Annotated in this window: 12 protein-coding genes; 2 read left to right on the top strand and 10 right to left on the bottom strand. The window is 69.3% G+C overall.

What is annotated here, in order from left to right; translation table 11 throughout:
• The first annotated feature begins 15 nt into the window (after window positions 1-15).
• Complete coding sequence (locus tag AC07NS_RS00715) at window positions 16-2,961, top strand: TonB-dependent receptor domain-containing protein (protein ID WP_494600704.1); 2,946 nt, start codon at window positions 16-18, stop codon at window positions 2,959-2,961.
• Between the two features lie 288 nt (window positions 2,962-3,249).
• On the opposite strand, the gene AC07NS_RS00710 is transcribed toward AC07NS_RS00715, so the two are convergent.
• Complete coding sequence (locus tag AC07NS_RS00710; protein WP_494600703.1) at window positions 3,250-4,320, bottom strand: esterase-like activity of phytase family protein; 1,071 nt, start codon at window positions 4,318-4,320, stop codon at window positions 3,250-3,252.
• The gene (gene cobT, locus AC07NS_RS00705; protein ID WP_494600701.1) at window positions 4,317-6,245 is read right to left on the bottom strand and encodes a cobaltochelatase subunit CobT; all 1,929 of its coding nucleotides are present in this window, start codon (window positions 6,243-6,245) and stop codon (window positions 4,317-4,319) included. The genes AC07NS_RS00710 and cobT overlap by 4 nt, the downstream gene beginning before the upstream one ends.
• Before the next feature lie 110 nt (window positions 6,246-6,355).
• Here cobT and AC07NS_RS00700 point away from each other — a divergent pair, with 110 nt between their 5' ends.
• On the top strand, window positions 6,356-6,535 hold the full coding sequence (locus AC07NS_RS00700) for a DUF1328 family protein (RefSeq protein ID WP_110121042.1): 180 nt from the start codon (window positions 6,356-6,358) through the stop codon (window positions 6,533-6,535).
• 177 nt (window positions 6,536-6,712) lie between these two features.
• Here AC07NS_RS00700 and AC07NS_RS00695 read toward each other — a convergent pair whose 3' ends face one another.
• From AC07NS_RS00695 to AC07NS_RS00660, 8 genes are all read right to left on the bottom strand, one after another.
• On the bottom strand, window positions 6,713-7,852 hold the full coding sequence (locus AC07NS_RS00695; RefSeq protein ID WP_494600700.1) for a DUF3089 domain-containing protein: 1,140 nt from the start codon (window positions 7,850-7,852) through the stop codon (window positions 6,713-6,715).
• 205 nt (window positions 7,853-8,057) lie between these two features.
• Window positions 8,058-8,999, bottom strand: a complete 942-nt coding sequence (locus AC07NS_RS00690) for an intradiol ring-cleavage dioxygenase (protein WP_494600698.1) — start codon at window positions 8,997-8,999, stop codon at window positions 8,058-8,060.
• 250 nt (window positions 9,000-9,249) lie between these two features.
• Entirely contained in the window at window positions 9,250-10,155 is a 906-nt protein-coding gene (locus AC07NS_RS00685; protein ID WP_494600697.1) for a flagellin, read from the bottom strand.
• A gap of 2 nt (window positions 10,156-10,157) precedes the next feature.
• Entirely contained in the window at window positions 10,158-11,885 is a 1,728-nt protein-coding gene (flgK, locus tag AC07NS_RS00680) for a flagellar hook-associated protein FlgK (protein ID WP_494600695.1), read from the bottom strand.
• A gap of 4 nt (window positions 11,886-11,889) precedes the next feature.
• Entirely contained in the window at window positions 11,890-12,216 is a 327-nt protein-coding gene (locus AC07NS_RS00675) for a hypothetical protein (protein ID WP_494600694.1), read from the bottom strand.
• Between the two features lie 5 nt (window positions 12,217-12,221).
• The gene (flgE, locus tag AC07NS_RS00670; protein ID WP_494600693.1) at window positions 12,222-13,499 is read right to left on the bottom strand and encodes a flagellar hook protein FlgE; all 1,278 of its coding nucleotides are present in this window, start codon (window positions 13,497-13,499) and stop codon (window positions 12,222-12,224) included.
• 12 nt (window positions 13,500-13,511) lie between these two features.
• Window positions 13,512-13,838: a flagellar hook capping FlgD N-terminal domain-containing protein gene (locus tag AC07NS_RS00665; protein WP_494600691.1), complete on the bottom strand. Its 327-nt coding sequence runs from the start codon at window positions 13,836-13,838 to the stop codon at window positions 13,512-13,514.
• Between the two features lie 129 nt (window positions 13,839-13,967).
• On the bottom strand, window positions 13,968-14,981 hold the full coding sequence (locus tag AC07NS_RS00660; RefSeq protein ID WP_494600689.1) for a hypothetical protein: 1,014 nt from the start codon (window positions 14,979-14,981) through the stop codon (window positions 13,968-13,970).
• Window positions 14,982-15,200 lie beyond the last annotated feature (219 nt).

The raw sequence follows: 15,200 nt of genomic DNA, 5'->3' as shown, positions 1-15,200 counted from the left end.
CGAGGAGGGACTGCGATGCGGACCAAGAAAGAGCGCCTCAGGGCGTATGGGGGAGCGGCGGCGATCGCCTTGCTCTCCGGGCTGGCGGCGGCTCCGCTCGCCTCGGCCCAGACCACGACACAGACGCCTGCGGGCGCCGAGGAGGCCTCGACGGTCGACGCCGTGGTGGTGACGGGCTCGCGGATCAAGCGGCCCAATCTGGTCTCGGCCAGCCCGATTACCGTGGTCGGCGGCGACGAGGTCAAGCTGCAGGGCGCCACCTCGATCGACAGCGTGCTGAACCGCCTGCCGCAGTTCACCGCCGACTCCAACGAGAACGGCTCCAACGGTTCTGACGGCACGGCGCGGGTGAACCTGCGCAACATGGGCTCCAGCCGTGTGCTGGTGCTGGTCGACGGCCAGCGGATGCTGCCGACCGAGGCCGCGGACGTGAACTTCATCCCCAGCGCCCTGGTCGACCGGGTCGACGTGGTCACCGGCGGCGCCTCGGCGGTCTACGGCTCGGACGCGGTGTCGGGCGTGGTCAACTTCATCCTGCGCAAGAACCTCGACGGCCTGCGCCTGGACGCCCAGTACAGCCTGGCCCAGCACACCAACGACGCCGACTATCCGCGCTCGCTGATCAGCCAGGCCAACTACAAGCTGCCCTCCAAGCACGTCACCGACGGCGAGAAGATCGACGTCAACCTGGCGATCGGCATGAACGCGCCCAGCGGCAAGGGCAACGTCACCTTCTATGTCGGCTATCGCGAGATGAAGCCGGTCACCCAGGACAGCCGCGACTATTCGGCCTGCGGCCTGAACCTGACGGGAACCAACAGCAACGCCCTGGTCTGCGGCGGCTCCAGCAACAACGAGTACGGCCTGTTCACCCTGCTCAGCGGCCCCAACGCCGGCCAGACGCTGAACAACACCAAGGACGGCGCCAAGACCTGGGTCCCGTACGACAGCTCGTTCCTCTACAACTACGCGCCCACCAACTACATCCAGCGCTCGGACTCCCGCTACACGGCGGGCGCGTTCGCTCACTATGAGATCAGCCCGGCGGTCGAGGCCTACGGCAGCCTGATGTTCATGGACGACCACACCTTCTCGCAGGCCGCGCCGTCGGCGCTGTTCCAGGGCACGACGTTCAAGATCAACTGCGACAACCCGCTGATGTCGGCCTCGCAGGCCGCCACCCTGTGCGGCGCGGCCGCCGGGACCAACGTCAGCCAGGACACCTTCATCGGCTATCGCCTGACCGGCCCGGGCAGCTCGCCCCGCCGCGACGACCTGCGCCACACCGACTACCGCATCAACGCCGGGCTGCGCGGCAAGCTGGCCCAGGGCTGGACCTACGACGCCAGCTTCCTGTTCTCGACCGTCATCCTCGACGAGAGCTACAAGAACAACGTCGACAACGCCAAGGCGATGAAGGCCCTGCAGGTGGTCAATGTCGGCGGGACCCCGACCTGCAAGTCGGTGATCGACGGCACCGATCCCAACTGCGTGCCGATCGACGTCTTCAAGTACCAGGGCCTCAGCGCGGCGGCCTACAAGTACCTCTACGCCCCGACCTTCACCCACGGCGTCCAGCGCGAGAAGGTGCTCAGCGCCTCGCTGAACGGCGATCTTGGCCAATACGGCCTGAAGACCCCGTGGGCCGAAGACGGCGCGGCCCTGGCGCTCGGCGTCGAGCATCGCCGCGAGGAACTGAAGTTCGAGGCCGACGCCCTGGCCCAGGCGGCCGGCACCAAGGAAAGCAGCGGCGCCTTCAGCGTCAGCGAGCTCTATGGCGAGGTCGACCTGCCGCTGGTGCAGGACGCGCCGTTCATCAAGGCCCTGTCGCTGAACGCCGGCTACCGCACCTCGAAGTACGACTATCTCGACGACCGGGTCTCGACCTACAAGGTCGAGCTGCAATACGCCCCGACCTCCGACGTGCGATTCCGCGCCAGCTACAACCGCGCCGTCCGGGCGGCCAACATCAGCGAGCTCTACGCGCCGCAGGGCCTGGGCAATGTCGCGGCGGTGGATCCGTGTTCGGGTCCGACGCCCAAGGCCAGCGCCGCGGCCTGCGCCCTGACCGGCGTCACCGCCGCCCAGTACGGCAAGATCCCCGACTGCCCGGCCGAGACCTGCGTCACCCAGGGCGGCGGCAACCCGAACCTGAAGCCGGAAGTGGCCGACACCCGCACCGCCGGCGTTGTGCTGACCCCCAGCTTCCTGCCGGGCTTCTCGATGTCGCTCGACTACTTCGACATCTATGTCGACCAGTACATCGGCGCGGTCGACGCCCCGACGGTCATCAACCAGTGCGTCCAGACCAGCAATCCGTACTTCTGCAGCCTGTTCCACCGCGACCCGACCTCGGGCGTGCTGTTCGGCGAGCGCGGCTACATCATCGCCACCAACCAGAACACCGGCTTCCTGCAGACCTCGGGCCTGGACGTGACGGGCGAGTACCGCCTCGACCTGTCGTCGCTGGGCAATTACGGCGACGTCGACTTCAGCTTCGTCGGCACCTACCTCAACAGCCGCAAGATCGAGCAGCTGCCGGGCCTGGGCGCCTATAACTGCAAGGGTCTTTTCGGCCCGACTTGCGGCCAGCCCAACCCGGCCTGGCGCCACCAGATGCGGGCCACCTGGAACCTGCCCTGGATCGCCGCCTCGCTGTCGGCCAACTGGCGCTATTTCGGCTCGGCCGACCTCTCCAGCAACGACAGCAACCCGTTCCTGCAGGGCGACTACGTCGAGATCAACCGCAAGATCAAGGCGTACAACTACCTGGACTTCGCGGCCACCTGGAAGGTCCGCGAGCAGCTGACCCTGCGCGGCGGGATCAACAACGCCTTCGACAAGGATCCGCCGGTGATCGCCGCGGGCCTGCTGTCCTCGTTCGGCAACGGCAACACCTATCCCGGCGTCTACGACCCCATGGGCCGCACGATGTTCGTGGGCTTGACCATGGACTTCTGACGACACCTAGCGGGGGAGGGGGCGCTGGCGCCGTCTCTCCCGAGCTTCTCCCCAACTCAAAAGCCGCCGACGCTCCCAGCGTGGCGGCTTTCTTTTTGGGAGCTAGGGAGGGCTCCGGGCCGAGAAGCCAAAGATGTTTGTCATCCCGGCCGCAGCGAAGCGGAGCGCCGGGACCTCCCACGGTTCCGACACTGCCGACGTGGGAGGTCCCGGCTCTACGGACCGCTGACGCGATCCTTCGGCCGGGATGACAAGCTTGGGGGAGCGCGACCGGGCGCCGTCCCGTTCTCAGCGCCTCTTCTTCCTCGGCGGCGGCGCAGGGGCCGGCGGCGCGGGCGGGGGCGGAGTCCAGTCGAAGGCCAGCAGCAGGGTGCGCTGGTTCATGTCGCCGCCGTTGTCGTCCGACAGCAAATAGACCCGCGTCGCGCCGTTCGGGCCGGCGGCCAGGGCGATGCCTTCGAAGTTGTCGCGGGTCAGGGCGCCTTCCAGGGTCAGGCTGGCCAGCGGGTACTGCTTGTTGGCCGGGGTCATCGGGTCGGCGATGAAGCGCACCTGGGCGCGCCAGCCGCGCACCGGATCATAGGCTCGGTGCAGGGTGGCCAGGGCCTTGCCGCCGAAGGCCGTGAAGCCCGACAGGCCCCAGGTGAAGTCGATCGGCGACTGCGGCGGGATCGGCTGGCAGCTGCTCGACAGCCGGCACAACCACACCTCGCCCTCCTCGCCGCCGACGAGATAGGCGTCGGGGCCGGCGGCCGGATAGGCGGTCAGCGCTTCCATGCCCTCGTTGTCGGGGAAGACGGTGGCGGGCTTGGGGGCGACGGCCGGGCGGCTCCACAGGCCGGTGGGCGAGACGGCGTAGCGCCAGATGCGGTGATCGCGCTCGAAGCTGACCAGGCGCTCGCCATTGGCCAGGCGGGTCAGGCCCTCGGCGTCGCCCTCGGTCTTGCCGCGCAGCCCCTGGCCGTCGACCCCCAGCAGGGGCGAGAGCTTGCCGTCGGTCAGGCCGATCAGCCGGCCTGCATCGTCCAGCTGAAGTCGCGCCGAAAAGCGGTCGCCGTCGTCGCTGACGGCCTCGACGCCGTCTCCGTCGGTCAGGATCAGGTCCGACAGGCCGTGCAGCCGGCTGGTGTCGGCGCTGGTGATGGCGATCCCGCCGGCGTAGACGAAGTTTCCGACGGCCGTCTGGTTCGGGTTCGAGGCGTTCAGTGGCACGGGCGTGACGGTCAGGCCGATCTCGGGGCCGACCTTGACCGGGGCGGCGGGCGTGACGACGGGCGGCGGCGGCGCGGGCTTGGGTCCGCACTGGGCCAGCATGCCGCTGGCCAGGCCCAGGGCGATCAGTCCGCGCAGTCCGATCACGCCGAAACCTTGCGCGCGGCCTTGGGCGCCTGGGGCACGACGGTGGGCGGCGGCGGCAGCAGGCCGCGGGCGCGCACGGCGGCGCGCGGCTCCTCGCCGAACAGGGCGGCCAGTTGCTCGACCAGCACCCCGCCCAGCTGCTCGACATCGACGATGGTGACGGCGCGGCGGTAATAGCGGGTGACATCGTGGCCGATGCCGATGGCGATCAGCTCGACCGGGCTCTTGCCCTCGATCTCGGCGATGACCTGCCGCAAGTGCCGCTCCAGATAGTGGCCCGAATTGACGCTCAGGGTGGAGTCGTCCACCGGCGCGCCATCGGAAATCACCATCAAAATGCGGCGGGCTTCGGGCCGGCCGATGATCCGCTGGTGCGCCCACATCAGGGCCTCGCCGTCGATGTTCTCCTTCAGGAGACCCTCGCGCATCATCAGGCCCAGGTTCTTGCGGGCTCGTCTCCAAGGCGCATCCGCGGCCTTGTAGACGATGTGGCGCAGGTCGTTCAGGCGGCCGGGCGAGGGCGGCTTGCCGGCCTTGATCCACTCGTCGCGGCTGGTCCCGCCCTTCCAGGCGCGGGTGGTGAAGCCCAGCACCTCGGTCTTGACCCCGCAGCGCTCCAGCGTGCGGGCCAGGATGTCGGCGCAGACGGCGGCGACCATGATCGGCCGGCCGCGCATCGAGCCGGAATTGTCGATCAGCAAGGTCACGACCGTGTCGCGGAACTCCTGGTCCTCCTCCTGCTTGAACGACAGGGGCGCGGTGGGGTCGATGATCACCCGCGTCAGGCGGGCGACGTCGAGCATCCCTTCCTCGAGATCGAAGGTCCAGGCGCGGTTCTGCTGGGCCAGCAGGCGGCGCTGCAGCTTGTTGGCCAAGCGCGAGACGACGCTGGAGAGGGCCGAAAGCTGCTGGTCGAGATAGGCCCGCAGGCGGGTCAGCTCGTCCGGATCGCACAGCTCCTCGGCCGAGACCACCTCGTCATAGGCCGTGGTGAACACCTTGTAGGCCGGCTCGCCGCCCTTGTCGGCCGACGGATCGGGACGGGCCGGCTTGGCGCCGTCGCCCATGTCGGGCGCCTCGTCGCTGTCTTCCGGCTCGCCTTCCTGCTCGGACTGGACGATCTCCTCGTCGCCGGCCTGGCTTTCGCGGTCGGAGGCCTCGCTCTCCTGCTGGGAGGAGCCGTCGGGCTGCTCGCCTTCGCCCTCGCCCTGGTCCTCATCGGAATTGTCGGTCGGCTTGTCGTCCTCGCCCTCGTCTTCGTCCGACGCCTCGGTGGCGTCGTTGACGTCGTCCCCTAAGTCGAGGTCGCGCAGGATCTGGCGGGTGACCTTGGCGAAGGCGGCCTGGTCGTCCATGGCCGCGACCAGCCGGTCGAGGTCCTTGCCGGCCTTGGCCTCGATGTCGGCGCGCAGGATGTTGACCAGGGCCTTGGCGCCATCGGGCGGGGCGTCGCCGGTCAGGCGCTCGCGGGCCATCAGGCCCAGGATCTCGGCCATCGGGGCCGACTGCTGGTCGAAGGCGACGGCGCGGGTCAGGCCCTGCTTCTCCAGCCGGGTCTCCAGCACGGTGGCCAGGTTGGCGCGCACCCCGCCCAGTGCATTGGCGCCGATGGCCTCGATGCGGGCCTGCTCCAGCGACTCGTAGATCGCCTGGGCGTCAGGCGCGGCCGGACGCGAGCGGGCGTGGGTCGATGGGTCGTGGTGGGCCAGGCGCAGGGCGATCTGGTCGGCCATGCCGCGCAGGCGGGCGGCCTCCGGGCCCGAGAGATCGCGCGGCGGATGCGGCAGCACCGCCCGGTTGCCGACCAGGCCCGGCGACTCGCCGGAAAACACAATCTCGAGGTCCGGCGTCTCGGCGAGCGAGCGGGCCGCGTGCGCCAGGGCGCGCTTGAAGGGTTCGGTCGGGTTTTCGGGCTTGGAGGCCATGGCTTTGGAGTTAGCGGCGCGGGCCTCCGAAGACAAGGAACGACGCGCGCCAAGGCGACGTTGTTGCGCTGAAGCCTGCGCTGAGCAGGCCAAGTGCAAGGAGCTTTCCCATGCTGAAATGGGCCCTGATCTTCGCCGTGGTCGCCATCATCGCCGGCGCCCTCGGCTTCACCGGCATCGCCGGCGCCGCGGCCGGCGTCGCCAAGATCCTGTTCTTCCTGTTCCTGGTGGTCTTCCTGGTCGTGCTGGTGCTCGGCCTGGGCGTCTTCAAGGGCGTGACGGGGAAATGATCCTTATCCTTCTCCCCTTGCGGGAGAAGGTGTCGGCGAAGCCGACGGATGAGGGGTCTCTCAGACACAAAACGCCGCGACAGCCGATCAGCCGTCGCGGCGTTTCCGTTCGTGCGACCCCTCACCCGACCCGCTTCGCGGGCCACCCTCTCCCGCAAGGGGAGAGGGGAGGCGTTTTTACCTCCAGCCCTTCCCCTGCGCCTCGACCAGCGCCACCAAGTCGCCCATCGTCAGGTTCACGTCGGCTAGGTGCAGGCCCCAGGCATTCAGCGGCATGCCCATGACCAGCAGGTCGCCGGGGATGTCGTCGACGCGCGGGTCGGCCGGGTCGCCGTGGACCTTGATCGCCAGGTAGTCGTAGGGGCCGCTGGTCTTGCACTCGGCCGTGACCAGGCCGGGGACGCTGACGAAGGTCGTGGTCAGGTCCTTGCCCTTCACCCACGGCGTCTTGCGCGGCGCGCCGGCGATCGTCTTGTCGCTGAAGTAGCTGTGCAGCGGCGCCTCGCCGCCGGCCAGGGCGGCGGGGTTCACGCAGGCGGCGCGCTTGTCGCCCTCGGCCTTGCCGAAGAAGGCCGGCGCTTCCGGCGGGCTGGAGGCGCGGAACGACACGTAGGTGACGATGCAGCCGGTCTGGCCGGGCTTGCGGCACATCTTGATTGAGCCGTAGGCGTCGGTCGCCGGTTCGACCATCGTGTTCATGCCGATGATCAGGGCCGAGACCAGCTGCTTCTGCACCGGCTTGCCGTCGATCTCTTCGGCCAGCAGCCGCAGCAGCACGCGCGAGCCCTGCGAGTGGCCGATCAGCACGACGCCGCGACCCTTGTTGTCGCGGGCCAGGTAGTCCTTCCAGGCGTCGAGCACGTCGCCATAGGCGAGGTTCTCGTCCCCCGGCGAAGGCTGGCCGCGCATCACCTGGCGCAGCGCCGCCAGGGTCACCTGCCGATACATCGGCGCGAACACCCGGCAGGCCTGGCCAAAGCGCGCGGCCTGCTGCTCGGCGACCGTGGTCTCGGCCGGGTCGATGCTCATGTCGCTGTTGCCGCCGGGATCGGTCGACACGGTCGGATAGACGTAGAAGCAGTCGATCTGGGCCTTCGGATCGGCCTTGAACGGCTCGACCCTGGTGGACCCGTCGGCCGAGACGACGGTGGCCGTCTGGTCCTGGGCGCAGGCGTCGGCGCGACCGGGCCGGCACAGCCAGGCGGCGTCCTGCGTGTAGTCGTTCTTCGGCTGCGGACCGGCGGGCGCCGGCTGGGCGCAGGCCGCGCCCGCCAGGCTCATGGACACCGCCAGCGCGGCCCAGATCGTCTTGCTCATTTCCACCCCGTTCCATCCCCTTGGGCCGCGAACGGCCGTTTGAGGCGGAGGATGGCGTGTGGCGGCGGAGGAGGGAAGGGCAGAAAGATGCTCCCCCTGAAGGGGGAGCTGTCGCGGAGCGACTGAGGGGGAAGTGATCACGGCGGCTCAGCAGCCGCTTCCCCCTCCGGCCCTTCGGGCCACCTCCCCCTTCAGGGGGAGGGTCTTAGAGACCCGGCACGATCGCCTTGAGCCGCGCTTCGCCGGTCAGCGCTTCATGGTGTGGCGGACCCATGCCGTCGGGCGGCGAACCGCCTTGCGGGCCATTGGGGAAGCCGCCAGGGGGCGGGCCAGGCGGGCGGCCGTTCGCGCCGCCAGGGGGCGGGCCCATTCCACCAGGAGGCGGACCCATGCCGCTGGGGGGCGGACCACCGGGACCGCCGGGGCCGCTGCCAGGACCGCCCATGCCCGCGTCGTCCTTCCAGTCGGCGGCTGGATCGACGCCCAGGACGAGAGCCAGGACGTAGCCGTCCTTGCCTTCCTTGACGCTGGCGACCATGGCCTCGCCGCCTTGCAGGGCGATGCCGTCGTGGCGGTTGAAGGTGTCGCGCTGGCGCGGGCGCTTATAGGCCGGGACGTTCTCGTAGAGATATTCCGACAGGGCGTCGGGCACGAACAGCTGGGCGGTGAGGGCGGTGCGGGCGTCCAGGTGCACCTTGATGTGGATGTGCGGGGTGCGGCCCTCGTACCAGCCGGGCCAGATGGTCTTGAAGGCCACCTTGCCGGCGCTGTCGCTGATCTGCGCCCCGCGCAGGAAGGTCGCGCCCTTGGCGGCGGTCTTGTGGTCGTCGCCCTGGCCCTCGTAGCCGGAATAGATGCCCTGGGCGTCGCAGTGCCAGATATCCACCCGCGCGCCCTTCAGCGGCCGGCAGGCGCCGTCGACGACGGTCAGGGTCACGGTCACCGGCGCGCCCTTCTTGCCCTCGGTGATGTCGGCGCGGTCGAGCTTCGGGTCGAACCAGTAGGGGCCCTGGGTGACCTGCGGAGTGATGGCGCAGACGCCGTCCGCAGCCACCGCCGGGCGCGAGCCCACGGCGACGGCGGCGAAGGGAACGGCCCCGGCGAGAGCCAGCAGGCCGCGACGGCTGGGAGAAACGGTGGTGGGCATCGGCGCTCCGAAACGAGAGGCCGCTCTTCTGACCGGACGATTGTGCCGGCGTATGTCCGGTTCTTGCGGGATTGCAAACCTGGCGGCCGCAAGTGGGGCGGCAGGCGCGAGGAACCTCCCCCCGTGGGGGAGGCGGCCGAAGGCCGGCGGGGGGACGTTTTCAGCTTTTGAGGTGTCGGCCGATGTCCCGCAAACTCCCCCCACCGATCGCTGCGCGATCGCCTCCCCCAGAGGGGGGAGGTTCCCAAGATTACAGATACTTGCTCAGGCTCAGCGACGAGAGCGTGCTGATCATCGAGTACATGGCCTCCAGCTGGGTCTCGTACTGGGTGGCCAGGACGGCGGTTTCGGCCAGGTCGGCGTCCTTGAGGTTGGACGACAGGGTGTCGATGCTGTCGATCTTGGCCTCGTTGCGCGAGGTCAGGTCCGACAGGGTCGAGGCCTGCAACGAGACCTGCTCCTGCAGCGAGCCGACGCCGGTCACCGCCTCGCTGACCATGTCGTAGGCGCTGGAGATCACCGTGGTGTCGCTGGGCGAGGCGATGACCATCTTCAGGGCGCGGGCCAGCTCCTCGAAGGCCGAGGAGTCGGCGGTGACCGACAGGTTGATGGTCTGGCCGTCGGTGGTGGTGAAGGTGCGGCCGGCGCTGGAGCCCTGGTAGTAGTTGGTGTCGGCGACGCTGGTGTCGGCCGTCGGGTCGTAGTCGGTGTCGCTGTAGTCCACGGCGGCGGCGTCGCCGGCCGTGCCCGAGAACAGGTAGACCCCGGCCGAGTTGCTGTTGAGCAGGGCCTGCAGGTCGTTCAGCCAGCTGGTGGCGTACTGCGTCATGGTGTCGGCGTCGGTGGTCGTGCTCGACAGCATCGAGGCCAGCTGGCTCTTGATGGTGGTGGCCAGGTCGGCGATGTCGCCCAGGGCCGAGTAGGCGGCGTTGACATAGGCCGTCGCGGTGCTGGCCGCGCTGTTCTCGGCCGTCAGGGCCGCGCTCTGGCTGGACAGGCGCAGCAGGCTGCCGGTGTCCTTGCCCAGGCCCCCATAGGTGGTCGACTTCAGGCCCGAGGCGGTCTGGGCCTGCTGGTCGGCCAGCTTGGCCTGAACCTTCAGGCTGGCCGTCAGCATGGTGTTGGAGTGGTTGAAGGTGGCGATGCGGCTGATCATGGTCAGCTCACCATGCTGATCAGGGCTTCGAACAGTTCCTTGGCCATCGAGACGAGCTGGGCGGTGGCCTCGTACTGCGACTGGTAGGTCGTCAGCAGGGCCAGCTCCTCGTCGACATTGACGGCGGTGGTGTTCTGCAGCCGGCTGGTGGCCGCCTCGTAGGTGGCCTGGGCGGTCTCGGAGCTGGTGGAGGCGTCGGAGACCAGGGTCGCCGCGCCGGCGACGAAGCTGGCGGTGTAGGACGACAGGGTGACGGTCTTGGCCGGCTGGTCGCCGGCCGCCGCGAAGGTCAGGGTCCCCGACAGCATCGAGCTCAGGGCGTCGACGGTGGTGCTGTCGGAGGTCGAAAGGGCGCGGTCGCCGGCCGACAGCGTGGTCGAGGTGTCGAGCGCGCCGGTGGCCAGCAGGCTGTAGTCGTTCGCCAGCTTCGACGAGATCGAGATGTCGGCGGCGGTCGAGCCCGAGAACAGGTCGTTGAAGCCGAAATAGTCGGAGACGCCCTGGGCGTCGTCGCCGACCGAGGCGCCGATGTCGCCCAGGACCACGCCGTTGGCGCTGTCGTCGGCGGTGATCGTCAGCTTGCCGTCCGTGCCGATGCTGGCCGACAGGCCGTCGATGGCGTCGAGGGCGTTCACCAGGTCGTCGACGCTGGAGTAGGACGACAGGTCCAGGTCCTCGGTCGAGATCGTGGTCCCGCTGGAATTCACCACGGCCACCCGCAGCGTGCCGCTGGCCGAGAAGCCGTCGCTGCCCGACACCGCGCCGGCGCTGGTCAGGGTGGTCGGCGCGGGCGTGGCCGAGCCGGCGTTGGTGATGGCGTTGACTTGCGAGATCAGGGTCGAGGCCATGGCGTCCAGTTCGGACTGCTCGTTCACGAGCGTCTCGTCGCGCAGGGTGATCAGCGCGCCCAATTGGCCGGAATCGACGCTCTCGGTGATGTCCTTGCCGTTGAGCATGACGCCCGAGATGGTGTCGGGATAGACGCTGGTCGCGCCGAGCGCGCTGGAGGCGGTGTAGCTGAGCTTGGCCGCGGTGGTGCCCAGCAGCTGGTCGCCGCCGGTGGTGTAGACCACCAGCTTGTTGTCCGACGTCGTGTAGCTGCTGATGCCGATCAGGCCCGACAGGGTGGTCAGGGCCGAGTCGCGCTGGTCCTGCAGGCTGGTGACGTCGCCGCCCTGGGCGGTGACCGTCGAGATCTGGTCGTTCAGCGAGGCCAGGGTCGACAGGGTCGAGTTGATGGTGTCGACCGTCGTGGAGATGTCGGTGTTGGCCTGGGTGCGCAGGTCCTGGATCGAGGCCGACAGGCCGCCGATGCTGGCCGCCAGCGACGAGGCGGCCGAGACCACCGAGGCCTTGGCCGTGTCGCTGTCGGCGCTGGCCGAGAGCGAGGTCAGGGCGCTGGTGAAGGTGTCGAGCAGGCTGGAGAGGTCGCTGCCGGCGTCCACCGAGCCGAGGGCGGCGTCGTAGGACTGCATGTAGCTGTCGATCGTCGAGGCGTAGCCCGCGCCGGCCGCCGTCTTGACCACGGTCTTGGCCAGATAGGTGTCGGCGGCCCGCTGGATCGTGGTCGTCGAGGCCGAGTTCAGCGCCGTCGTCGCGGTCGAGCTGACGCTCTTGCGCGTGTAGGTCAGGTCGTCCGCGTTGGCCACGTTGGCGTTGGCCACCGCGATCTGCATCTGCGTGTTGGACAGCGCGGACGAGGCGGAGCTGATGATCGACGACAGCGACATGGCGCTAGTCCTTGCGGCGGCGGTGGTCGCGCAGGGCCCGGACGCTGCCGCGATAGCCGGCGGTGGCGCTCAGGCCGCGCGTGACGGCCTGGATGCGCTCGCGGCTCTCGGCCATGTCGGTCTCGATCGCGGCGACGCGGGTTTCCAGCACGGTCTGCACGTCGTGCAGGTTCGACAGCATCAGCAGGCGCTGGTCGTCCGACAGGGCCGACAGGCCCTCGGCGATGCTGCGCGCCAGGGCCCGGGCCTCCTCGACCGACGAGACCACCGGCGTGTCGCGGTCCCGGCGCGCCTTCTGGGCGCGGGTATGCAGGCGTTCGATGGTGCCCATGGCGCTCACCGCACCGCCTGGATCAGGGTGTCGAACATGTCGCTGGTGGCGCTGACGACCTGCGAAGCGGCCGAATAGGCCTGCTGGGCGATGATCATCTTGTTGAACTCGGTGGCGGTGTCGGTGGTCGAGCCTTCGAGGGCGCTGGCCACCAGGCTGCCGGAGCTGCCTTCGCCCGGCAGGTTCAGGTGCACCTGGCCGGCGGCCGAGTTCTCGTCATAGACCGTGCCCGAAACGTGGGTCAGGCCGTTGGGGTTGCTGAAGGTGGCGACCGGGATCTGGTAGATCGCCAGGCTGACCCCGTTGTCGAAATTGGCCGTGACCAGGCCGCTTTCGTCGATGGTGATGCCCGACAGCTCGCCGTAGTTGGCGCCGTCCTGCTCGAAGGTCGGGCTCAGCGACAGGGTCGAGGAGGTCGAGGCGAACTGGGTCAGGCCGTCGGTGCCGCCGGCCTCGCCGAGATCCAGGGTGATGGCGCTGTCGGCGGCGCCGGTGGAAAAGCCGCTGATCGACAGGTCGACGGGCGAGGGGTCGGTCGTGGCCAGGCTGCCGTCGGAATTGAAGGTGACGGTCACCGTGCTGGGGCTGATCGTGCCCGAGGTGGTCGAGCTGTCCGACGTCAGGGTCGGATCCGACAGCTCCAGCGTCCAGGTGTTGTCGCCGGTCTTGGTCCAGGTCTGGCCGACGGTATGGCTGACGCCCAGGGAGTCGATGATCTCCATGCTGGTGTCGTAGCTGTCGCCGGTGACCGTATCGGCCGGCAGGTTGGCGGCCATGGTCACCGTCGAGGTGGCCTTGGCCGTGCCGCTGATCGAGTCGAGGTTGATCGCCGACAGGCTGGTCAGGTCGCTGGTGTTGGACGTCAGGATGTTGCCGTCCGAGTCCGTCGCGTAGCCCATCAGGTAATAGCCTTCGCTATTGACCAGATAGCCGTCGGAATCCGTCGAGAAGCTGCCGTTGCGGCTGTAGACGAGCGCGCTGCCGGTGTCGCCCGGATCGGCCGCGACCACGAAATAGCCCGAGCCGTCGATGGCGACGTTGGTCGAGACGCTGGTCGACGAGATCGTGCCGGTGACGCTCAGCGCCTGGCTGGTCTTGGCCACCACCGAGCTGGTCGAGGTGTTGGAGTTCATCGCGCCGCTGACCAGCGACTGGAACGAGACCTCCGAGGTCTTGTAGGCCGTGGTCGAGGCGTTGGCGATGTTCTCGGAGATCGCCGACAGAGCCACGCTCTGGGCGGTCAGGCCGGAGACGGCCGTGGAGAGGGCGGAGGAAAGGCTCATCTCGGCTCGCCCTTATTCGCTTTGCGAGGCCAGCAGCTGAACCTGGGTCAGCAGCGACGAGAGGTTGTCCGACATGCTGGTGGTCGTGTCGGACAGGGTCGACATGGTGTCCGCCAGCGAGGTCAGGGTGTCGTTGGTGCTGATCTGCTGCTCCAGCGAGGCGTAGCTCGCCAGCTGGCTGGTGAACTCGGTCGGATCGGTCGGATCCAGCGGGTTCTGGTTGGTCAGCTGGGTCATCAGCAGCGACAGGAAGTCGGTCGTGCCGAGCTGCAGCGTGCTCGACGAGCTGGAGGTGCTCGTGGTGCTGGCGGTGCTCGTCGTCGAAGAGACGGTGGTCATGGAGAGATCTCCGGTGAAATCGGTCCGACGCCCTGGGCGCCGATCGATGGGTTCAACGGAGGCTCCGCCGCGGATGGGGCGGTTTATTTTTGGAGGGGTGGGGAAGGGCGTGTTTGTCGCAGGCTCGGCCTAGGCCGCGGGGCATCCCCGGGCCGCCATCCGCGCGGCGAGCAGTTCGACCGCCTCGCGGAAGTCGGGCGACGGCGGGGCCGTGAAACCCAGCGGCGGCTTAAGGTATCGGCAGCGCTCGGCCAGTTCGTCCGCGCTGACGCCGCCGCGCGCCAGGGCGGCGGCCATGAAGATCTCCTGCGCGCCGCCGTTCAGGTCGGGCCACAGCTGCCCGGACGGGGCGTCGTAGATCGCGGGGGAGGCGGCCGGCGGCGGCGAAAGGCGCTGCGGCGTCTCGCCGGCGGCTTCGGCCAGCAGGGCGTCGCTCGCCGTCCGCAGGGCCGCGACGGCGGCGTCGTGGGTCAGCAGCTCGCAGGCCGCCTTGGCGGGTTGCGACGACCAGGCGCCGCAGGTCGGGTCGAAGCTCGCGCCCGCGCGCGCGTACGTCTTCATGCGGGCGATCGAGGCCGCGGCGGCCGCGCGCTCGCCGGCCGGGGCCGTCGCCGCGTAGAGGCTGGCGAAATAGAGGTAGCGATAAAAGCCCAGCGCCCGCCAGCCACAGGCCGAGCGTGGGACGATGTAGATTTCCCTGATTTCGTCCGGCGTATCCGGCCGCGCATCGACCCACTGCGGGCCCACGCGGTCGCCCACCGTCTGGGGCGGGCAGGGCGCGGCGGGGGCGAGGCGGGCGACGGCGCGTTCGACCTCCTTCAGGCTGGGGGCGCCCGCCAGGTCCTGGCCCCGCAGCCGCCGCTCGGCCCACAGGGCGATGTCCGGCACGCGTGCGCGGCAGGCGCTGTCTTGTATGTCCGGCTCGCAGCGCAGGATGTCCGCTCCCTTCAGCGGCGCGATCTTGCCCGACTGGACGTTGCGCCCGGCCGGAAGCCGGTTGGCGGCGTAGATCAAGCGGCTTTGCCGATACTCCACGTCGAGATCGGCGGTCGCCGCCCGGGCGAGGGCCGGCGCCGCCGCGAGCAGCAGAAGGGCCAGCCGGCCGGCCGCCCATAACGCGCGTCTCGATGAAGCCTGGCCCATGCCGCCCCCGTCGTCTGGCGCAGGGTGACGCGATCGGCGGATGAAAATCAACTCCAGGCGGTGCACGGCCGCCTTTCCGGCGCCTGCGCGCGGAGGGCGAAAAGAAAAACCGCCCCATCGTCGGGGGACGTCCCGTTCAACCCGTCGAAGCCAGGCCGTCAGAACGGCGGACAGCTTCCCGGCCGGACTCTCCCCCGGACGGACTCCAGACAGAGAACC

It is taken from the genome of Caulobacter sp. GW821-FHT10A10 (assembly GCF_059415745.1).
The sequence above is the reverse complement of the archived record's forward strand: the minus strand, read 5'-3'. Positions and strand labels throughout refer to the sequence as shown.